The sequence below is a fragment of the Stenotrophomonas sp. YJH_SMC_110 genome (assembly GCF_059369255.1).
The window spans coordinates 59,720-79,492 of the sequence record NZ_JCAFSM010000011.1 but is presented as its reverse complement, the minus strand read 5'-3'; the positions used below and the strand labels follow the sequence as shown (position 1 = coordinate 79,492).

Genomic DNA, 19,773 nt, shown 5'->3' with positions numbered 1-19,773 from the left:
GGGCATGACCCGCGAACGGCTCACTTTTGTCATCGCCGCCTACAACGAGGCCCTGGCATTACCGCTGCTGCATCCACGGCTGTGCGCAGTGCTGGACGGCATGCCCGACATCGACGGCCACATCCTCTATGTGGATGACGGCAGTCATGACCGCACATGGGAGGTGATCGCGGAGTTGGCCAAGGCTGATGCGCGCGTCTCGGCGCTGAAGCTGTCGCGCAACTTCGGCAAGGAGGCGGCGCTGACCGCGGGCCTGGATCTGGTGCACGAGGGGGCAGCGATGATCCTCGATGCCGACGGCCAGGACCCGCCGGAGCTGGTGCCGCAATTCGTCGCGCGCTGGCGCGAGGGCCATGACAACGTCTACGGCACGCGCATGGCCCGCGATGGCGAGTCCTGGATCAAGCGCGCCACGGCAGCGATGTTCTACCGGGTGATGGGTCGCCTGTCGCGTACGCCGATCCCGGCCGATACCGGAGATTTCCGCCTGCTGTCCCCGCGCGCGCTGAACGCCCTGCGCGGGATGCGTGAGCGCCACCGTTTCATGAAGGGGCTTTTCAGCTGGGTAGGCTTCAAGCGGATTGCCGTGCCCTATCACCGCCACGCGCGCGTGGCCGGCGCCAGCAAATTCAGCCTGTGGCGGCTGTGGAATTTCGCTCTCGAAGGCATCACCGGCTTCTCGACTGTGCCGCTGCGGGCGGCCACCTACCTGGGACTGGCAACCGCCGCAGTCGCGTTCGTGTTCGGCCTGTGGGTGATCGTGAAGGCGGCGCTGTATGGCGACCGGGTGGCGGGTTGGCCGACGATGATGGCGGTGATCCTGTTCCTGGGGGGAGTGCAGTTGATCGCGCTGGGGCTGGTGGGAGAGTACCTGGGGCGGCTGTACGAAGAGTCCAAGCAGCGGCCGTTGTACCTGGTTGACGCGTGGCTAGCATCCGTCGTGGCAGACTCGGCCCTGCAACCCACCCTCGGAGGGCAGGCAGATGACGACGGTACGGCAGCTGTTGGATGGCAAGTCTCCTGAAGTACATGCGGTCGCGCCGGACGCGGCGGTGATCGATGCGATCCGGTTGATGGCGGAAAAGGGCATCGGTGCGGTACTGGTGATGGACGGGCCGCGGCTGGTCGGGATCCTGTCCGAGCGTGACTACGCGCGCAAGATCGTGCTGCGTGATCGTTCATCGCGCGATACCGCGGTGGCGGAGATCATGACGGCGCAGGTGGTGACGGTGTCGCCCGGTGAGCAGGTGGAGCATTGCCTGCAACTGGTGACCGACTACCGCATCCGCCATCTGCCGGTGGTGGAGGGCGCGCAGGTGCTGGGGGTGATCTCCATCGGTGACCTGGTGAAGTCGGTGATTGATGCGCAGCGGCGCGAGCTGGACCAGCTGCAGCAGTACATCGTGGCGGGGTGAGGTGTTCACCGGCGGGCCTGCGGCCCGCCGGCCCGCTTTTCGAAGCTCAAAGCCAAAGCCAAAGCCAAAGCAGCGCCTTCCTGATGCGGGGGAGGCGGAGGGCATGGCCATGCAGGACACGCCGTAAACCCCGCTCCGCGGTCCGGACCAGCCGCTGGCGGCTGTGCGTTCGGGCGCTTGCGAAGCAGTGCTTCGCAAGCAAAGCGCCCTCACCCATGGGGGCTCGATGGCGCCTTGCTCGTGTGCGCTGTCCTGCGCACACGGCAAGACCGGGGTTGGGCGTCCTGCCCAACCCGCCCGAGGCATGCCTCGGGCCCATGGCGCCAACGGTCCTGCACGGCCATGCACTCCGCCTCAGGACTCGTCCCGCGAGTGCGGTGGGTTGCCGCGTCGGTTGACTGCCTTTGGTAGCTGCCAACCTTGGTTGGCAACAGCTTTTGACTTTGCTTTTTTCTTTTGACTTTGAATTTCCGCTCTCGTTCCGCGCGCGCAGGAAACTGTCACTCGTCCCCCTCAAACCACGACCAATCCAGGCGCCACGAACGAACGCTCCTACTTCGCATACTGCCCCCCGCAGTCGGCATCCTTGCCCGGCCCCAGTTCGATGGTTGCCAGCAATGCCGCCGGCGGGGCGATGCTGCCCAGTGCCAGGGCCACCGCGCCGCGGATGCCCAGCGCCTTGAAGTCCGGGCGGAACGACGGGTCCTTGAAAGTGCCGGCGATGTGCAGTGGCGAGCGCAGCACCAGGATGCTCTTGTCCTTCGGGCGTGGCTTCAACAGCAGGTCCAGGCTCTCGTCGCGCAGGCTGACCGTGCCTTCGCCGATGAGGATCGTGTCGGTGGTATCCACCGCCAGCGCCTGGCTGGTCATCAGGCCGTCGCGCACGCCGAAGTCGGCGAAGGCGCAACGCAGGGGAATCTGCTTGTCGCCGGTCACCAGGAATTTCAGCGACTCGGTGATGTCCAGGCCGGCCAGTTCCATCACCAGGTTGCCGACATGGCCACGGCCCATTGCCAGGCCGACCTTGCCGCTGCTGCTGCCGAGCATCGCGGCGATCGAATTGCCGCGGCCACTCAGGTCCACCTCGCCGCCGATGCCGCCCTTGGCCTGTTCGGCCAGCTTGGCGTCGGGGAACAACTGGCCAAGCTGCACGCCGCGCACACTGGCCTTCAGCGCGGTACTGATCTGCGGCTGGCGCGCGTCCATGCGGATCGTGCTGCGGATGTCGCCGCCGGCGACGCCGAAGTTCAGTGGGTCCAGCCGCAGCACACCGTCATCCAGCAACAGGTGTGCATCCATGTCGTCCAATGGCAATGACGGCGCGTTGATGCGGTGGGCTTTCCAACGCACGTCGGCATCCATCGCACGCAGCTTGCCGAGGTTGTAGGGCGTGTCCGGCAACACACGCGCACGCGCGGCGACCCGTGCGGCCTCGGCCTTCTGCTCTGCATTGGCGGTTTCGCCGCCGCCGGTCTTCGGTGGCGCACCGACGAAGCCGGCCAGGTCATCGAAGTCCAGGCGTCTGGATTCCAGCGTGGCGGTCAGTCGCGGGCGCGCGCCTCCCACTTCGAACTGCAGGTTGCCACCGAGGTCGCTGTCGCCGACCTTGCCGGTGAACTGCTCGTAACGCCAGAGGTCGTGGTCACGCTTGAGCCGACCATTCAACGCGTAGGGCGGGGACGGCGGAATGGCGATGCCGAGCAAGGGGTAGAGGTCGGCCAGGTCCTGGCCGCTGAGCGCGAACTGCAGGTCGAACACGCGCAGCTGGAAGGGATTGGTCAATGTGCCGCTGGCGACGGCGTGGGTGGCGCCAGCGCGACCGTCGAGGTGGATGCGGAACGGGTGGCCGCTGTCGGTCAGCTCCAGCGGTGATTCAGTACCACCGCGCAGGGTGAACGGATTGCCCTGCCAGCGTCCCTTGCCCTGCACCAGCAGCGGTGGCGCCGCGTCGGCCTGTTTCGGCTGGCCGCTGCGCACGTCCACGCGGATATCGGTGCGGCCGAGCGCATCGAGGAACTGCAGGCGACCGTCATCGACGCGCAGCCGTTTGAGCTGGGGGCTGGTCCCGCCGGCGCTGTCACCGAGGAAATCCCAGTTGCCCGGTTCGCCTTTGCGCGGGGCGGTTTCCAGCAGCACGTCCGGCCGGGTCAGGCGCACTTCGGGCAGCTGCACGCTGCCGCGCAGCAGGGGCCAGACCCGTACGTCGATCTCGACGCGGTCGGCACTGGCCATATCGGGTTGTTTCGCCCAGCTGGCATTGGCGAAGGTGACCGCATCGGCGCGGATCGTGCTGGTGCGGCCGAGGTCGACATCAAGGTTCCCGATGTGCAGCACGCGGCCGGTGCGTGCCTGCACCGCGCGCTCCACCGGCCCCTTGAACCAGTTCCAGTCCCACAACGCGATCAGTACCAGGATCGCCGCCAGCAGGAAGATCAGGATCGTGAGCCAGCGCCGGCCTCGTGGGCCGGGGCGGCGGAGGCGCCAGCGGGGCGTGCGCTTTGCGGCAGGGGAGGCGGCAGCATTCACGCTGCCATGGTTGCCCCCTCTTCGTGGACAGGGCGCGAAGCGACCATGTGCATGGTGTGCACGCGCTGCCGTCGAGCGGCCGTTACAGCACCTGCATGGTGACCGCGACGAAGTGGCAGACGCTGCCGCCGATCACGAACAGGTGCCAGATGGCATGCGAGTACGGGATCGATTCACGGTGGTAGAAATAGGTCCCCAGCGTGTACGACAGGCCGCCGGCGAACAGCCAGGTGAGGGTGCCGCCATCGATCGAGGCCCACATCGGCTTGATCGCCACGACCACCAGCCAGCCCATGGCGATGTAGATCACCGTTGAGAGCACCTTGAAGCGGCCGGTGTAGAACAGCTTGAACACCACGCCGCCCAGCGCCAGCGCCCAGATCGCGGTGAACAGGCCCCAGCCCCACGGACCGCGCAGGCCGATCAGGGTGAACGGGGTATAGGTGCCCGCGATCAGCACATAGATCGCGCAATGGTCGAACACCTTCAACCGGCCCTTGGCGACCGGATGCTGGATGGCGTGGTACAGCGTGGAGGCGGTGTACAGCAGCAACAGCGCGATACCGAATATGATCGCGCTGGCCAGCTGCCAGCCGTCGCCGTAGATCGCCGCCAGGGTGATCAACACCGCGCTGGCTGCCAGGGCGAATACCGCGCCCAGGCCATGGGTCAGGGCGCTGGCGATTTCTTCACGGATCGAAGCAATGGACGTCGTGGACATGGCGTAGGCATTGTTCGCGGGGAGGGGGACCCGCACCCCCTTATCATCGCCGCGATGGGCGATGCGTGCACGCCTGTCACCGTATGGTGGGTGAATGCCTGCCTTGCGTTGGCTGGGGTCAGAGCACTTTCCTGCCGGAAAGGGATCCGACCCCGTGGCATCAGCCTGCCGAAACGGTATGCGCCGCTTCGCGGGTGGCCGAGAAGCGCACGTCCGGCGAGCGTTCCTGGGCCAGCTGCAGGTTGACCCGGGTCGGCGCCAGGTAGACCAGGTGCCCGGCGGCATCCAGCGCCAGGTTCAGCGCGTTCTTCTCGCGGAACTCTTCCAGCTTCTTCTCGTTGCTGCAGTGGACCCAGCGCGCAGTGGTCACGCTCACCGGCTCGAAGGTGGCTTCCACGCCGTACTCGTCCTTCAGGCGGTAGGCGGCCACGTCGAACTGCAGCACGCCGACCGCACCCAGGATCAGGTCGTTGCTGGTGAGCGGGCGGAAGAACTGGGTCGCGCCTTCCTCGGACAGCTGGGCCAGGCCCTTCTGCAGCTGCTTGAGCTTGAGCGGATCGCGCAGGCGGGCGCGGCGGAACAGTTCCGGGGCGAAGTTGGGGATCCCGGTGAAGGTGACCGCTTCGCCTTCGGTGAAGGTGTCGCCGATGGAGATGGTGCCGTGGTTGTGGATGCCGATCACATCGCCCGGCCAGGCTTCGGCGGCGATCTCACGGTCGCTGGCCATGAAGGTCAGCGCGTTGGCCAGCTTCATTTCCTTGCCGGTACGCACGTGGAAGGTCTTCATGCCGGCGCTGAAGCGGCCCGAGCAGACCCGCATGAAGGCCACGCGGTCGCGGTGCTGCGGGTCCATGTTGGCCTGGATCTTGAACACGAAGCCGGTCAGCTTGTTTTCTTCCGGGGCAATCTCGCGGCCGGTGGTGGAGCGCGCCTGCGGTGCGGGTGCGTGTTCGACGAAGAAGTCCAGCAGCGGCTGCACGCCGAAGTTGTTGACGCCCGAGCCGAAGAACACCGGCGTCTGCTTGCCCTCGCGGTAGGCCTGCAGGTCGAACGGGTGGCTGGCGCCCTGCACCAGTTCCAGCTCGTCGCGCAGGTCGGCCAGCATCTGTGCACCGATCTTCTCGGCCAGGCCGGGAGCATCGATGGACGGGAAAATGGTCGAGTCCTGGCGGGTGAAGTTGCGGCCCGGTTCGTACAGGTGCACTTCGCCGGTCAGCAGGTGGACCACGCCCTTCAGGCGCTGGCCCATGCCGATCGGCCAGGTGACCGGCGCGCACTGGATGCCGAGCACGGTTTCCACTTCATCCAGCAGCTCGATCGGGTCCTTGCCCTCGCGGTCGAGCTTGTTGATGAAGGTCATGATCGGGGTGTCGCGCAGGCGGCACACTTCCATCAGCTTGATGGTGCGCTCTTCCACGCCCTTGGCCACGTCGATCACCATCAGCGCCGAGTCCACCGCGGTCAGCACGCGGTAGGTGTCTTCGCCGAAGTCGGCGTGGCCGGGGGTGTCGAGCAGGTTGACGATCTTGCCTTCATACGGGAACTGCATCACCGAGGAGGTGACGGAGATGCCGCGCTCCTTTTCCAGCGCCATCCAGTCGGAGGTGGCGTGGCGGGCAGCCTTGCGGCCCTTGACCGAACCGGCCATCTGGATCGCGCCCCCGAACAGCAGCAGCTTTTCGGTCAGCGTGGTCTTGCCGGCGTCAGGGTGGGAAATGATGGCGAAGGTGCGGCGACGCGACGCTTCGTTGGCGACTTCGGACATGGCAGTGGCGCCCGCCCGGGGCGCTTTTCAAAGAGATAAGCGCCCGATTATACCGGCCGGGGGCGGTCAGCGCCCGGTACCGCCTTCGGCCTCGCCCTGGCGGGCGAACTGCAGCTGGCCCTGCTCGGCGAAGATGCGCACCGGCACCGAGCGCAGGCCCATGCCGCGATTGACCTGCACCACGAAGTGCAGGTGCGGGGCACTGCTATAGCCGCTGTTGCCAGACAGGCCGATCGGCTGTCCGGCCCCTATCGCCTGGCCACGACGCACGCGCATGCCGCCGGCCTGCAGGTGGCCGTACAGCGCCATGCTGCCGTCGCTGTGCAGCACGCGGATGAAGTTGGCGCGGGCACCATCGCGTTCGCGGTCCTGGCCGTTGCCACGGAAGCCATCCTGGATCTGCATCACCGTACCCTCGCGCGCGGCCAGCACCAGGGTGCCCTCCGGCAGTGCGAAGTCGACCGCGTCGCGGTTCTCCTCGTCGTCATGGCTGAATCGTCCCTGCGGCGCCTGGTCCACGCGCAGGCGCGCCGCATCGAATGGCAGGCGGTAGGCGACATCTTCGGCCTGTGCGGCCGGGTTGCCCGGCACCGACTGCAGGCGCAGATCCAGCATGCGGCCATCGATCGGGGCGGGCAGGTGGCCGACTACCAGGCTGCTGTCGCCCTGGATCAGCGACTCGACCGGGAGGCCTTCGACCGGGTGCCCGGGGGCGGCGCGCAGCTGGATCTGCAGCGGCCCTGCCAGCCCGTTGTCGATCCGGGCCTGCCATTGCGTACCGACCGGCTGCAGGCGCAATTGGGCCATGAGGGCGGCGTCCTCGGCACTGCCTGCGCGGGTGGCCGGGGCGGAAGGGGGAGCCAGTCCCCAGCCCTGGCGCCAGTCGCCGGCGTGTGCGGTCGCGCTCGCCAGCAGAGGCAGCAGCAGGCAGGACAGGGGCAGGCGCGACATCGGCGTTTCCAGCGGAATGGACCGCCCGGACTGTACCCGATCCTGAACAGGGCGACCGGGACGGCCTTCGCATAGCTGTCCCAAGAATATTCATCGCTTTATCCGCATGAAGGGATTGACAGTGCCGGAAAGGGCTGGCATCGTGGCCCCACCATCGAGACCGGCAGAGGGACAGGCCCTTTGAAGCCGGGGCAGCCCGCAGGCGCGCAAGCGCCTGCGTAGGTGCCAAATCCTGCGGGGACCGTGGCGTCCACCGAAAGATGGTTCGAACCATGCACCACACGTGCATCTCGAACGCGGGCCCCGCGAAGGCTCGATGGCCGATTCCCCAACCGGATCCCGCCATGAGCTTCGCCGCCAGTACCGCCATTCGCCCCGAACCCTTTGTCCCCGTCAGCGTGCCGGTCGAAGACCGCGTGCATGCCGAGCGCGGTGAGTTCGCCGCGGTGCTGTCGATGCGCCACGCCGGCCCCAGCCCGGTGCGCCTGCGCTATGAGTGGGTCGGTCCGGCCAATGCACCGGTGGTGGTGCTGGCCGGCGGCATTTCCGCCCATCGCCACGTGGCGTCCAACACGCAGTTCCGCGAGAAGGGCTGGGCCGAAGACCTGGTGGGCAGCGGCCGCGCGCTGGATCCGCAGCAGCTGCGCGTGCTGGCCTTCGACTTCATCGGCGCCGACGGTGCACTGGATGTGCCGATCGATACCGCCGACCAGGCCGATGCCTTGGCGCTGCTGCTGGACCATCTCGGCATCCGCACGCTGAAGGCCTTCGTTGGCTATTCGTATGGCGCGCTGGTCGGCCAGCAGTTCGCGATCCGTCATCGTGCCCGCGTGCGCCAGCTGGTGCTGGCCAGCGGTGCGCACCGACCGCATCCGTATGCCGCCGCCTGGCGCGCATTGCAGCGCCGCGCGGTCGCGCTGGGCCAGCTGCAGTGCGGCGAAGACCACGGCCTGGCCCTGGCCCGGCAGTTCGCCATGCTCAGCTACCGCACCCCGGAAGAGTTCGGCGAGCGCTTTGATGCTGCGCCGGAGGTCATCAATGGCCGCGTGCGCGTGGCTGCCGAAGACTATCTCGACGCGGCCGGTGCGCAGTATGTCGCGCGCACGCCGGTGACCGCTTACCTGCGCCTGTCCGAATCAATCGACCTGCACCGCGTCGATCCCACCGCGATCCTGCCGCCGACCGTGGTGGTGGCCGTGGAGGGCGACCGCCTGGTGCCGCTGGCCGACCTGGTCGGCCTGGTCGAAGGGCTGGGCCCGCGCGGCAGCCTGCGCGTGCTGCGCTCGCCCTATGGCCACGATGCCTTCCTCAAAGAAACCGATCGCATCGATGCGATCCTCGCCACCGCCTTCCGCACTTCTGGAGAGTCCGCATGAGCCTGCACGCCAACGAGCCGTCCTGTAGTCGTACCACTGCCGCCGTCCGTGCCGGCATCGATCGGGATACCGCGCATGGCGCGGTCACGCCGCCGATCGTGCTGTCGTCGAACTTCAGTTTTGAAGGCTTCGGCAACAAGCGCCAGTACGATTACACGCGCAGTGGCAACCCGACCCGCGACCTGCTGGGTGAAGCGCTGGCCGAACTGGAAGGCGGCGCCGGCGGCGTCATCACCGCGACCGGCATGGGCGCGATCAACCTGGTGCTGAACGCGCTGCTGCAGCCGGGCGACACCCTGGTGGTGCCGCACGATGCCTACGGCGGCAGCTGGCGGCTGTTCAACGCGTTGGCAAAGAAGGGGCACTTCGAACTGGTCACCGCCGACCTGACCGATCCGCGAGCGCTGGCGCAGGCGCTGGCCACGCAGCCAAAGCTGGTGCTGGTGGAAACCCCGTCCAACCCGCTGCTGCGCATCACCGACCTGCGCTTCGTCATTGATGCCGCGCACAAGGCCGGTGCCCTCGTGGTGGTCGACAACACCTTCCTGTCACCGGCGCTGCAGCAGCCGCTGTCGTTTGGTGCGGACCTGGTGCTGCATTCCACCACCAAGTACATCAATGGCCACAGCGATGTGGTGGGTGGGGCGGTGGTCGCGCGCGATCCGGCGCTGCACGAGCAGCTGGTGTGGTGGGGCAACGCGCTGGGCCTGACCGGTTCGCCGTTCGATGCCTTCCTGACCCTGCGCGGCCTGCGCACGCTGGATGCGCGCCTGCGCGTGCACCAGGAAAACACGGCGTCGATCGTTGCCCTGCTGGACCAGCATCCGGCGGTCGGCGCGGTGTACTACCCGGGCCTGGCCGATCACCCGGGCCACGCCATCGCCGCGCGCCAGCAGAATGGCTTCGGCGCGATGCTGTCATTCGAACTGGCGCACTGCGCCGGTGATGATCCGCATGCGGCGGTGCGTGCATTTGTGGACGGGCTACGCTGTTTCACCCTGGCCGAATCGCTGGGCGGCGTCGAAAGCCTGATCGCACATCCGGCCACGATGACTCATGCGGCGATGACCGCCGAAGCGCGTGCAGCCGCCGGCATCAGCGAAGGGCTGCTGCGCCTGTCGGTCGGCATCGAGGCCGAGCGTGACCTGCTGGCCGATCTCGGCGCCGCGCTGCAGCGCGCCGAAGCGGTGATCGATGCGGCCGCCCGCCGCAAACAGGTGGTGGACGCATGAGCGCACTCGCCGCTGACATTCCTGCGCTGGGGGCGGGACGCCTGGCGCTGCTCGGTACGGGCACGGTCGGTTCGGCCTTCGTACAGCGCTACCAGGCGCTGCAGGCACGCGGGTTGGAACTGCCCAGCGTGCAATGGCTGGCCAACTCGCGCACCGCGCTGGAGATCGATCGCGACCTGGCGCTGCCCTTGGAACTGGCACGTCGAGCCCCCCGCGATGGCCACAGTTCGCCACCATGGGCGAGCGCCGAAGGGCTGGAGCGTGGCGACGTGGTGGTCGATGCCACGGCCAGTGAAGACGTGGCCGCCCGTCACGTGCAATGGCTGGCGCGCGGCGTGCATGTGGTGACCGCCAACAAGCTGGGCCGGGGCGCGCAGCTCGCCCGCGCGCAGGCCATTGCCGAAAGCTGTGCCGACAGTGGCGCGCGTTATGGCGACAGCGCCACCGTTGGTGCCGGGCTGCCGCTGTTGAGCAGCCTGCGCGCGCTGGTGGCCGGTGGCGATCACATCCATGCCATCGAGGGCGTGCTGTCCGGCTCGCTGGCGTGGCTGTTCCATCGCTATGACGGCCAGTCGCCGTTCTCGGCGGCGGTGCGCGAGGCGCTGGCGGCCGGTTATACCGAGCCAGACCCGCGTGTGGACCTGTCCGGCGAGGACGTGCGCCGCAAGCTGCTGATCCTGGCGCGCAGCAGCGGGCTGGCGCTGGATGCGTCGCACGTACAGGTGGATTCACTGGTGCCTGAAGCGCTGGCAGCGTTGCCGCTGGAGGATGCCGTGGCTGCCTTGGAGCAGCTGGATGCGCCGCTGCAGGCGCGTTGGCAGCAGGCACGTGACAACGGCCGCGTGCTGCGTTTCGTTGGCCGTGTTGACAGCGAAGGTGCGCAGGTGGGCCTGCGCGAACTGCCGGCCGATCATCCGCTGGCGCAGGGTGCCGGCACCGACAACCGCGTGGCCATCCACAGCGATCGCTACCGCCACCAACCCTTGTTGATCCAAGGACCGGGTGCCGGCGCGGAAGTCACTGCGGCTGCGTTGCTGGATGACGTGCTGCGGATCGTGGGTTGATCGCATTGTTCCTGTAGCGCCGAGCCCACGCTCGGCTGCTCCTGACAGAACCCCGGTCCTGCCGCATGAGCCGAGCGTGGGCTCGGCTCTACAGAGGGCACGCCTGCCGGTCAGCGGGACTTCAGGGCCTTCAACAACGCGCTGTTGAACTGCTTGGGGTCCTGCACCTGCGGCGAATGGCCCAGTTCGGCGAACTCGACCAGCGTTGCGCCGGGAATCGCTGCGGCCGCTGCTTTGCCCAGCACCGGATAATTGCCCAGCGTCGCCTTCACCGCAGGCGGCGCCAGGTCGCGCCCGATCGCGGTGCGGTCCTTCTGGCCGATGAACAGCGTGGTCGGCACCTGCAGGTGCTTCAGTTCGTAGACCACCGGCTGGTTGAACACCATGTCCGAGGCCAGCGCCTGGCTCCATGCAACGGCCTGCTTGCCCGGGCCTTCGTACATGCCAGACTGCATCCGCGCCCACGGTTCGTAGGCCGGTTTCCATTTGCCGTCGTAGTACACCTCCAGCTGGTAGCGGCGGATGCTGTCATAGCTGATGTTCATTTCGCCGGCGTACCACGCGTCGACGCTGCGCCAGGGGACGCCCAGCGCCTTCCAGTCCTCCAGCCCGATCGGATTGACCAGCGACAGGCTGCGCAGGTCCTGCGGGAACATCAGCGCGTAGCGCACCGCCAGCATGCCGCCCATCGAATGACCGACCAGGTGCACCGGGACGTCACCCAGTTGCAGCTGTTGCAGCAGGGCATGGGTGTTGGCGGCCAGCTGCGCGAACGAATACTGGTAACGCTCGGGCTTGCTGGATTTGCAGAAGCCCACCTGGTCCGGGGCGATCACCCGATAGCCGGCGGCGACCAGTGGCTTGATCGATTCCTTCCAGGTGGCGGCACAGAAGTTCTTGCCGTGCAGCAGCACCACCACGCCGATGGGTGCCTTCTTCGGCGCGATGTCCAGGTAGGCCATCTCCAGCGGCTGCCGCTGCGATTCCAGCGCGAAGGTCTTCACCGGATAGCCGTAGTCGAAACCCTCCAGCCGAGGCCCGTAGGTGGGGGCGGCCAGGGCGGCCAGCGGAAGGCAGGCAAGCAGGGCGGCAGCGATCACGCGCATGGGGCAATCCGGGGTGGGGAAGCCCCGAGCCTAACCGGAACGCGGTGACGGTGTCGCCCGTACGGGCAAGGGTGACCGGGTAGAGTCGACTGTTGGTCGACTGCTCTTCCCTCAGGCCGCGGAAATCCCGCGCTGCGCGCGATGGTCGACTGACAGTCGACTCTACCTGTGGCCCGTCGCCATCGCGCCGGAGCCGGTCGCCCTCAGCACTCGATGACGTTCACCGCCAAGCCACCGCGGCTGGTTTCCTTGTACTTGTCCTGCATGTCGCGGCCGGTATCGCGCATGGTCTTGATGACCTTGTCCAGCGACACCTTGTGCTTGCCGTCGCCACGCATCGCCATGCGCGAGGCATTGATCGCCTTCACCGCGCCCATTGCATTGCGCTCGATGCAGGGAATCTGCACCAGGCCGCCGATCGGGTCGCAGGTCAGGCCCAGGTTGTGTTCCATGCCGATTTCCGCGGCGTTCTCGATCTGGCTCGGGTTGCCCCCCAGCGCCGCGACCAGGCCACCGGCCGCCATCGAGCAGGCCACGCCCACTTCGCCCTGGCAGCCCACTTCGGCACCGGAAATCGAAGCGTTTTCCTTGTACAGGATGCCGATCGCCGCCGAGGTCAGCAGGAAATCGAACACGCGCTGTTCGTTGGCGCCGGGGCAGAAGCGGTCGAAATAATGCAGCACCGCCGGCAGTACGCCGGCCGCACCGTTGGTCGGTGCGGTCACCACGCGGCCACCGGCAGCGTTCTCTTCGTTCACTGCCAGTGCGTACAGGTTGACCCAGTCCAGCGTCGTCAGCGGATCGCGCATCGCCGCTTCCGGCTTCGACGACAGCTCGCGGTACAGCGCCGGTGCACGACGGCCGACCTTCAGGCCACCCGGCAGCACGCCCTCCTCGCGGATGCCGCGGGTGACGCACGACTGCATCGCGCTCCAGATCTCGCGCAGCTGGGCGCGGATCTCGTCTTCGCTGCGCCAGCACTTTTCGTTCTCGAACATCAGCTGGGCGATGCTCAGGCCGCTGCGTGCGGTCTGTGCCAGCAGCTCGTCGCCGCTCTTGAACGGGTAGGGCAGCGGGGTTTCATCGGGCACGATGCGGTCATCGGCCGCGTCGTCCTGGTTGACCACGAAGCCACCACCGACCGAGTAGTAATCGCGGGTGGCGATCACTTCGTCGTCGGCGTTGTACGCGGTGAAGCGCATGCCGTTGGTGTGGTAGGGCAGCTTCTGGCGCTTGTTCATGCCGAGATCGCGCTTCTCGTCGAAGGCGATCTCGTGCTGGCCCATCAGCTGGATGCGCTTGCTGCTGCGGATGCGCTCCAGGGTGGCCGGAATGATGTCCGGGTCGATCAGGTTAGGCCGTTGGCCTTCCAGGCCCAGCAGGATCGCCTTGTCGGTGCCATGGCCGCGGCCGGTCAAGGCCAGCGAGCCGTAGACATCGGCGCGGATGCGCGCGACCTCGTGCAGGCGACCCGGGTCGAGCAGCCAGCGATGGATGAATCGCTCGGCGGCCTTCATCGGTCCGACGGTGTGCGAGGAGCTCGGGCCAATGCCGATCTTGAAAACGTCGAACGTGCTGACAGCCATGGATGCCAAACTGCGGGTACCGGACAAGCGGCTATTCTAGCGGCTTGCCGGGCCATCCGATGGCTGCGGCGCAGCATTTCCGCCACGGGAGCCTGACTGGTGCTGACCCTGATCCAGCGTGACGATTGCCACCTGTGCGACCTGGCCCTGGCCGAGCTGGCCAAGGCGCGGGCGCCGGAGTTCGAATCGGTGTTCCTGGATGACCAGCCGGCGCTGGAAGCGCGCTATGGCACGCGCGTGCCGGTGCTGCGCGACGAGCGCGGCGAGCGCGAGCTGGACTGGCCGTTCGATGCGGCCACGGTGCAGGCCTGGTTGGCCGTCGATCAGTAGTGCCGGCCGCTGGCCGGCAACCCCTCTGTTCCCGGTGATGCCGGCCAGCGGCCGGCACTACCGGATGCGTTGCGATGCCCGGTGATGCCGGCCACGGGCACGGCATCACCGGATGCGTCTTATTTCGCGTCGAACTTCACGATCGTGCTGATCGCGGTGTCGTCCGGAATGGTCTTGGTATCGGCCCAGTCACCGCCGCCGACGCCGAAGTCCAGGCGCTTGACCGTGGCCTTGCCGGTCAGCACCGGCTGGGTGCCCGGCTTCCAGGTGAAGGTCAGGGTGACCGGCTTGCTGACGCCGCGCAGTTCCAGGGTGCCATCGGCGGCGAACTGGTCGTTGCCCACGGCGCGGAAGCCCTTGGCGGTGTAACGCGCGGTGGCGAACTTGCCGACATTGAAGAAGTCGGCGCCCTGCAGGGTCGAGTCACGGTCGCTGTTGCCGCTCCTGGCGCCTGCCAGCGGAATCACCACATCCAGCGAACCGGCGGCCGGGTTGGCCGGGTCGAAGCTGAGCTTGGTGGCGAAGCCCGGGAAGCTGCCGGTGAACACTTCGCCGTCGTACTTGCTGGCGAACACCAGGATCGAGCCGGCACCGGGGGCCTGCGCATACTCCGCAGCGAGCGCCGGGGCGGTGGCCAGCATGCCGGCCAGGGCGGCAGCCACGGCGGCCGGAGTGGTCAGTTTCAGGTTCATCGGTCAGTCCTTCTGAGGGGAGGCGAGCCAGCCGCGCGGCAACATGCGGGACAGCGTTGCATCGCGCTGGAACAGGTGGTGGTAGAAGGCAGCGCCGGCATGGGCCAGCACTACCGCGATCAACAGCCAGAAGCCGTATTCGTGGAGGGCATGGGACACCGCGACGACCTGCGGGTCGGGGCCGCTCAGCTTGGGCACGTCGACCAGGCCGAACCAACGGAACGGGCGCAGGCCACTGGCCGAATCGTACAGCCAGCCCGACAGCGGAATGGCAAACATCAGCACGTACAGCAGCACGTGGGTGGCATTGGCGATGCGTTCCTGCCAGCTGGGCACGCCCGGCACCGGCTTCGGCGCACCGGCATACAGGCGCCAGCCGAGACGGAACAGCACCAGCGCCAGCACGGTGATGCCGATCGACTTGTGCGCGGTGTAGACCCAGAAGTACTTGGGCGTCTTGGGCAGTTCGCCCATGGTCAGGCCGACCACGCCCAGGGCGAGGATCAGCAGTGCGATCAACCAGTGCAGGAGCTGGCTGACACTTCCCCACGCGGCGGGGGTGTTCTTGGCGGTCATGAAGGGTCCTTGGGGGCCGTCGTGTGGTCGGAGTGTGGAACGGGAGCGGGAGTTCCCGGGGCGTCGCTGCGGTCGAGGGTGGCTTCGGCCTCGATCCGCACCTGTACCGCATCACCGATGACCCCCGGCCAGGCGGTGATGCCGAACGCGCGCCGGCTCAGCGTCGTGCTGGCGGAAAACCCGGCGGTGCGTCGGAATGGAGGGAGCGGGTAGCGCTTGAGCGCGTTGAGGGTCACGTCCAGGGTGACTTCCTGGCTGACCCCGCGAAGGGTCAGCGTGCCGATCACATGCGCACGCTTGGCGTCGATCGGTTCGACCCGGCTGGAGACGAAGCGTGCGCTGGGGAATCGCTCGCCATCGAGCAGGCTGCGGGCCAGCGTGGCCTGGTTCCACTTGGCGTCGCCAAGGTCCAGACGCGACACCGGAATGTCCACTTCCAGGGTGGCGTCGCGCCAGTTGTCGGGATCGAACAGCACGCGGCCCTCGCTGCCGGACACGGTGCCCATGGCCTGCGAGTAGCCCGCGTGATCGATGGAGAACAGCACCCGCGTGTGCACCGGATCGAGGCGATAGGTGTCGGTGGCCGCCCAGGCAGGGGCGGTGGCGAGCAGCATCGGCAGCAGGGCCAGGCAGGGACGCATCGATGGCGGGCTCCGGAAGGTGACGCTGTGATCATACGCACAGCCCCCTGCCAACGTTGCGTGCATGGCTGCAACAGTTCGTGGTGGTGCCGCCGCTGGAAACAGCCTGTTGCAGCCATGAACCCGGCCCTGTGTGACAATCGGCCCAGGACAGGGGGTTCAGGATGACGAGCGGCTGGCGCCGGTGGTGCCGTGGCATCGCAGGTATGGGACTGCTGCTGATGGCTTTGGCCACGGCGGCTGCGACCCTGGACATGGCAGAAACACCGCGCCTGCGCCGCTTCGGTGCCGCCGAAGGCTTGCCGTCACGCATGGTGGTGGCGCTGGCCGAGGATCGCCAGGGCCACATCTGGGCCGCCACCGATGGTGGACTCGCCCGTTATGACGGCAACAGCCTGCGGGTCTGGGAGCACGATCCGGAACAGCCGGGCTCGCTGCCCGGCAACGAGATCGAGACCCTGCTGATCGATCCGCTGGACCGGGTCTGGGTGGGCATCAACGGCAAGGGCGTGGCCCGCCTGGATGCCGACCGCGAGCGCTTCCGGACCTTCGACACGGTCAATTCCACCTGCCAGGGGCAGTTCTGGGCGCTGGCCTATGTCGACGACGCCTTGTGGATCGGGACCAACAACCATGGCGTCTGCCGGCTTGGCGAGGACGGCAGCGTGCGCCTCTACACCCATGACCCGGCGCAGCCGGGGGGCCTGCCCAGCAACAGCATCTTCACCAGCCTGGTCGATGCGCAGGGCCGCCTGTGGCTGGGCACCGAAGCGGGCGTGGCGCGTTGGAACGGCAGCGGATTCGAGCCGGTGGCCGCGCGGGAACTGGGCACGCTGAGCGTGCTCCGGTTGAGCCGGGATGCGGAGGGTTCGATCTGGGTCGGCAGCCAGAACGATGGCCTGTACCGCATCGATGGGCAGGACCGGGTCAGTCGTCCGCGATGGGCCGACAGCGCCCAGCTGCGCTCGGCCCTGGTCCTGGCCGATCGCCAGGGGGGCTACTGGGCTGGCACCTCCGATGGCCTGTTGCGGGGGGATGCGGCGGCGCTGCGCCGGCTGGAGGGCGACCGCGGCAGCGGCTTCCTGACCGCGCACAGCGGTGTGCTCGATCTGCTGCAGGACCACGAGGGCGGATTGTGGGTGGCGCTGCTGACCCAGGGCCTGGCCTATCTGCCACCGGACTGGCGGCGCTTCTCGATCTGGAACCAGCTCGACGGCAAGCCGCTGGACAGCCAGTACCTGTTGAGCGCGGCCAGCGATGGGAAGAACTACTACGTCGGCTCGGCGCGAGGGGTGTACCAGCTCGATGCGCAGGGCACCCTGCGCCTGCTGGCCAGCGACCGGCAGCTCGGCAGCGGCGTGGTGTGGTCGGTGCTGCCGCGCCCGGATGGGCGCCTGTGGCTGGGACGCGGCGGCCGCATCACCGTCTACGATCCGGCTACCGGCGCGCTGCGCGATCTGCGGATCGATGGCAGTGCCGACCTGCGCCAGCGCATCGACCTGATGCGGCAGGCGCCTGATGGCACGGTGTGGGTGTCGGTGATGGGCCTGGACCTGCAGCAGCGCGATGCAGAGGGCCGGCTGCTGCACCGCTATCCGCTGGAGCATTTCCGCGGGACCGCCGATGCGCCGATCGAGCAGATCCGCTTCGACGCCCATGGCCGGCCCTGGGTGATGGGTGACATGGGCATCTGGCGCGAGCAGGCTGGACGCTTCGAGGCAGTACCGGGCGTTTCGCGCGGGCCCATCTACGACCTGGTGTGGATCGATCCGCAACAGTTGTGGCTGGCGCGCCAAGGCGCGTTCGAGCGCTACCAGTGGGATGGCATGAGCCTGCGCCTGATCCAGCGCATCGATGGCAGTGCAGGCGTGCCGCCGGTCACCATGGGCGGGCTGGCGCTGGCCGGCAACGGCCAGCTGTGGGCGACGACGCCGCGCGGCCTGCTGCGTTGGGACCCGAAAACGCGGCGCCTGCAGCAGTTCAACGAGCGCGATGGACTGTCCGATGCGGAGTTCACCGGCCGGCCACCGGCAGTGAATGCAGATGGTCGCGTGCTGGCCGTCACCCAGACCGGGTTGGTTGCCTTCGATGTGAATGCCGACGACACGGTGCTGCCTTCTTCATCGCTGGTGATCGCCGAAGTGCGCGTACGCCGCGACGACGCGCGCGGCTGGCAACCGTTGCCGCTCACCGGCACCCTGTTGCTGGGACCGGATGACCGCGATCTGCAGATCGATGCGCGGCTGCTGTCCTATGCCAGCCCGCAGGGCAACCGTTACCGCTTCCGCGTGCAGGGCTATGACCAGGACTGGGTGGAGCAGGGGGGCGATGGCCAGCGCACCCTGTCGCGGCTGCCGACCGGCAGCTACGTCATCGAGGTGCAGGCAGCGACCGCCCGGGGCGCGTGGACGCCTTCGCAGCAGTTGCAGGTGAAGGTGCTGCCGCCGTGGTGGCGCAGCGGCATGGCGATCTTCGGCTACATCCTGCTGGGGTCGCTGCTGCTGGTGGTCCTGGTCTGGTCGGTCCGCGCGCGGCTGCGCCGTCGCCAGCAATGGCAGCTGACGGTGCACAAGCAGCAGCTGGCCGAGCAGGCCTCGCAGGCCAAGAGCCGTTTCCTGGCCACGCTGGGCCACGAAGTACGCACGCCGATGACCGGCGTGCTGGGCATGAGCGAACTGCTGCTGGCGACTCCGCTGGATCCGGTGCAGCGTGGCTACGCGGGGTCGATCCAGCAGGCCGGCAGCCATCTGCTGCGGCTGGTCAACGATGCGCTGGACCTGGCCCGCATCGAAGCCGGGCGGCTTGAGCTGGATCTGCGTCCGTTCGACCTGGAGGAACTGCTCGACCAGGTGCAGGGCCTGATGCAGCCGATGGCGCAGCAGCGCCAGCTGGAATTCCGGCGCGGTGAAAACCCGGCAGGGCCGGTCAGTGTCAGCGGCGACGAGATGCGCGTGCGCCAGATCCTGCTGAACCTGCTCGGCAACGCCATCAAGTTCACCGAGCGCGGCCACGTCGGCCTGGCCGTGCGCCTGGAAGAGAAGGGCGGCCTGTGTTTCGAAGTGCATGACAGTGGCCCGGGCATCAATGCCGAGCAGCAGCAGCGCCTGTTCCATCGTTTTGAACAGGCCGACGGTCCGCGCACCGCGTCGCGCTACGGCGGCAGTGGCCTGGGACTGGCGATCTGCCAGGAACTGGCGGTGGCGATGGGGGGGCGTATCGAAGTGGACAGCCAGCCTGGCAAGGGTGCGCGGTTCCGCGTGCGCCTGCCCCTGCCCTGGACGCGCCAGGCCGCCGGCACCGCGGGCGAGGTGGCGGCCCTGCCGGAACTGCCGCCGCTGCGCATCCTGCTGGTCGAGGACGACGCCACGGTGGCCGAGGTCATCGCCGGCCTGCTGCGGGTGCGCGGGCATGAGGTGGTCCACGTGCTGCATGGCCTGGGCGCGCTGTCGGAGATCGCCACCGATGGTTTCGACGTCGGCCTGCTCGATCTCGATCTGCCCGCGCTGGACGGTACGGCCATCGCCCGCCAGCTGCGCACCATGGGCTATGAACTGCCGCTGGTGGCAGTGACCGCCCGTTCCGATGCCTACGCCGAAACCCAGGTGCTGGCCGCCGGCTTCGATGGCTTCCTGCGCAAGCCGGTGACCGGCGACCTGCTGGTGGCGGCCATCGCCCAGGCGCGTGCGAAACGGCAGGCAACTGCGTGACTGTGCCGGCGCCGGGCGTGAACGGCGCGACTTTCGGTTTACCATGCCGACGCCCGCAGCGCGGGAATCATCAGGACCAGCGTGA

General features: G+C 67.9%; 16 protein-coding genes and 1 riboswitch. Of the genes, 7 read left to right on the top strand and 9 right to left on the bottom strand.

The genetic code is table 11. The annotated features are described in order from the left end of the window. The first annotated feature begins 4 nt into the window (after nt 1-4). Nucleotides 5-1,024, top strand: coding sequence for a glycosyltransferase family 2 protein (locus AC5P6H_RS17885; protein WP_495202937.1), 1,020 nt, complete (start codon nt 5-7; stop codon nt 1,022-1,024). After that, nucleotides 984-1,415, top strand: coding sequence for a CBS domain-containing protein (locus AC5P6H_RS17880; RefSeq protein WP_012511858.1), 432 nt, complete (start codon nt 984-986; stop codon nt 1,413-1,415). Before AC5P6H_RS17885 ends, AC5P6H_RS17880 begins: the two co-directional genes overlap by 41 nt. A 552-nt stretch (nt 1,416-1,967) precedes the next feature. Here AC5P6H_RS17880 and AC5P6H_RS17875 read toward each other — a convergent pair. The 4 genes from AC5P6H_RS17875 to AC5P6H_RS17860 form a co-directional block, all read right to left on the bottom strand. Further along, on the bottom strand, nt 1,968-3,941 hold the full coding sequence (locus tag AC5P6H_RS17875) for an AsmA family protein (RefSeq protein ID WP_075077174.1): 1,974 nt from the start codon (nt 3,939-3,941) through the stop codon (nt 1,968-1,970). Between the two features lie 82 nt (nt 3,942-4,023). Further along, nucleotides 4,024-4,662, bottom strand: a complete 639-nt coding sequence (trhA, locus tag AC5P6H_RS17870; RefSeq protein WP_495202936.1) for a PAQR family membrane homeostasis protein TrhA — start codon at nt 4,660-4,662, stop codon at nt 4,024-4,026. Between the two features lie 160 nt (nt 4,663-4,822). Continuing rightward, nucleotides 4,823-6,427: a peptide chain release factor 3 gene (locus AC5P6H_RS17865; RefSeq protein WP_014648065.1), complete on the bottom strand. Its 1,605-nt coding sequence runs from the start codon at nt 6,425-6,427 to the stop codon at nt 4,823-4,825. A gap of 66 nt (nt 6,428-6,493) precedes the next feature. After that, a complete protein-coding gene (locus AC5P6H_RS17860; RefSeq protein WP_495202935.1) occupies nt 6,494-7,378 on the bottom strand; it encodes a M23 family metallopeptidase in 885 nt (294 codons plus the stop codon). A gap of 148 nt (nt 7,379-7,526) precedes the next feature. Next, nucleotides 7,527-7,645: riboswitch (SAM riboswitch) on the top strand. A gap of 77 nt (nt 7,646-7,722) precedes the next feature. Between AC5P6H_RS17860 and metX the strand changes: the two genes are divergently transcribed. From metX to AC5P6H_RS17845, 3 genes are read left to right on the top strand one after another with little or no spacing between them, the layout of a single operon-like run. Next, entirely contained in the window at nt 7,723-8,754 is a 1,032-nt protein-coding gene (gene metX, locus AC5P6H_RS17855; protein ID WP_014648063.1) for a homoserine O-succinyltransferase MetX, read from the top strand. Beyond that, complete coding sequence (locus AC5P6H_RS17850) at nt 8,751-9,986, top strand: O-succinylhomoserine (thiol)-lyase (protein ID WP_046432019.1); 1,236 nt, start codon at nt 8,751-8,753, stop codon at nt 9,984-9,986. Before metX ends, AC5P6H_RS17850 begins: the two co-directional genes overlap by 4 nt. Further along, the gene (locus AC5P6H_RS17845) at nt 9,983-11,050 is read left to right on the top strand and encodes a homoserine dehydrogenase family protein (RefSeq protein ID WP_495202934.1); all 1,068 of its coding nucleotides are present in this window, start codon (nt 9,983-9,985) and stop codon (nt 11,048-11,050) included. Before AC5P6H_RS17850 ends, AC5P6H_RS17845 begins: the two co-directional genes overlap by 4 nt. 110 nt (nt 11,051-11,160) lie before the next feature. Here AC5P6H_RS17845 and AC5P6H_RS17840 read toward each other — a convergent pair whose 3' ends face one another. Together AC5P6H_RS17840 and AC5P6H_RS17835 are read right to left on the bottom strand one after the other, a co-directional pair. Beyond that, complete coding sequence (locus tag AC5P6H_RS17840; protein WP_032957057.1) at nt 11,161-12,156, bottom strand: alpha/beta fold hydrolase; 996 nt, start codon at nt 12,154-12,156, stop codon at nt 11,161-11,163. 203 nt (nt 12,157-12,359) lie between these two features. Then, nucleotides 12,360-13,742, bottom strand: coding sequence for an L-serine ammonia-lyase (locus AC5P6H_RS17835; RefSeq protein ID WP_006464040.1), 1,383 nt, complete (start codon nt 13,740-13,742; stop codon nt 12,360-12,362). Between the two features lie 99 nt (nt 13,743-13,841). Here AC5P6H_RS17835 and AC5P6H_RS17830 point away from each other — a divergent pair, with 99 nt between their 5' ends. After that, nucleotides 13,842-14,072, top strand: a complete 231-nt coding sequence (locus AC5P6H_RS17830) for a glutaredoxin family protein (RefSeq protein ID WP_014648059.1) — start codon at nt 13,842-13,844, stop codon at nt 14,070-14,072. Between the two features lie 119 nt (nt 14,073-14,191). Here AC5P6H_RS17830 and AC5P6H_RS17825 read toward each other — a convergent pair whose 3' ends face one another. From AC5P6H_RS17825 to AC5P6H_RS17815, 3 genes are read right to left on the bottom strand one after another with little or no spacing between them, the layout of a single operon-like run. Further along, nucleotides 14,192-14,764 carry a YceI family protein gene (locus AC5P6H_RS17825; protein ID WP_014648058.1) on the bottom strand — a complete coding sequence of 191 codons (573 nt, stop codon included), beginning with the start codon at nt 14,762-14,764 and terminating at the stop codon, nt 14,192-14,194. A gap of 3 nt (nt 14,765-14,767) precedes the next feature. Continuing rightward, nucleotides 14,768-15,340, bottom strand: a complete 573-nt coding sequence (locus tag AC5P6H_RS17820) for a cytochrome b (protein ID WP_134809180.1) — start codon at nt 15,338-15,340, stop codon at nt 14,768-14,770. Continuing rightward, nucleotides 15,337-15,981, bottom strand: coding sequence for a YceI family protein (locus tag AC5P6H_RS17815; RefSeq protein ID WP_126411266.1), 645 nt, complete (start codon nt 15,979-15,981; stop codon nt 15,337-15,339). The genes AC5P6H_RS17820 and AC5P6H_RS17815 overlap by 4 nt, the downstream gene beginning before the upstream one ends. Before the next feature lie 164 nt (nt 15,982-16,145). Here AC5P6H_RS17815 and AC5P6H_RS17810 point away from each other — a divergent pair, with 164 nt between their 5' ends. Next, complete coding sequence (locus AC5P6H_RS17810) at nt 16,146-19,688, top strand: sensor histidine kinase (protein WP_478425940.1); 3,543 nt, start codon at nt 16,146-16,148, stop codon at nt 19,686-19,688. Nucleotides 19,689-19,773 lie beyond the last annotated feature (85 nt).

Bases quoted from the DNA above. Each gene is read 5' to 3' on its own strand.
- AC5P6H_RS17885 (WP_495202937.1), top strand. From the start codon at position 5: ATGACCCGCGAACGGCTCACTTTTGTCATCGCCGCCTACAACGAGGCC.
- AC5P6H_RS17880 (WP_012511858.1), top strand. From the start codon at position 984: ATGACGACGGTACGGCAGCTGTTGGATGGCAAGTCTCCTGAAGTACAT.
- trhA (WP_495202936.1), bottom strand. From the start codon at position 4,662: ATGTCCACGACGTCCATTGCTTCGATCCGTGAAGAAATCGCCAGCGCC.
- AC5P6H_RS17865 (WP_014648065.1), bottom strand. From the start codon at position 6,427: ATGTCCGAAGTCGCCAACGAAGCGTCGCGTCGCCGCACCTTCGCCATC.
- AC5P6H_RS17860 (WP_495202935.1), bottom strand. From the start codon at position 7,378: ATGTCGCGCCTGCCCCTGTCCTGCCTGCTGCTGCCTCTGCTGGCGAGC.
- metX (WP_014648063.1), top strand. From the start codon at position 7,723: ATGAGCTTCGCCGCCAGTACCGCCATTCGCCCCGAACCCTTTGTCCCC.
- AC5P6H_RS17850 (WP_046432019.1), top strand. From the start codon at position 8,751: ATGAGCCTGCACGCCAACGAGCCGTCCTGTAGTCGTACCACTGCCGCC.
- AC5P6H_RS17845 (WP_495202934.1), top strand. From the start codon at position 9,983: ATGAGCGCACTCGCCGCTGACATTCCTGCGCTGGGGGCGGGACGCCTG.
- AC5P6H_RS17840 (WP_032957057.1), bottom strand. From the start codon at position 12,156: ATGCGCGTGATCGCTGCCGCCCTGCTTGCCTGCCTTCCGCTGGCCGCC.
- AC5P6H_RS17835 (WP_006464040.1), bottom strand. From the start codon at position 13,742: ATGGCTGTCAGCACGTTCGACGTTTTCAAGATCGGCATTGGCCCGAGC.
- AC5P6H_RS17825 (WP_014648058.1), bottom strand. From the start codon at position 14,764: ATGAACCTGAAACTGACCACTCCGGCCGCCGTGGCTGCCGCCCTGGCC.
- AC5P6H_RS17820 (WP_134809180.1), bottom strand. From the start codon at position 15,340: ATGACCGCCAAGAACACCCCCGCCGCGTGGGGAAGTGTCAGCCAGCTC.
- AC5P6H_RS17815 (WP_126411266.1), bottom strand. From the start codon at position 15,981: ATGCGTCCCTGCCTGGCCCTGCTGCCGATGCTGCTCGCCACCGCCCCT.
- AC5P6H_RS17810 (WP_478425940.1), top strand. From the start codon at position 16,146: ATGACGAGCGGCTGGCGCCGGTGGTGCCGTGGCATCGCAGGTATGGGA.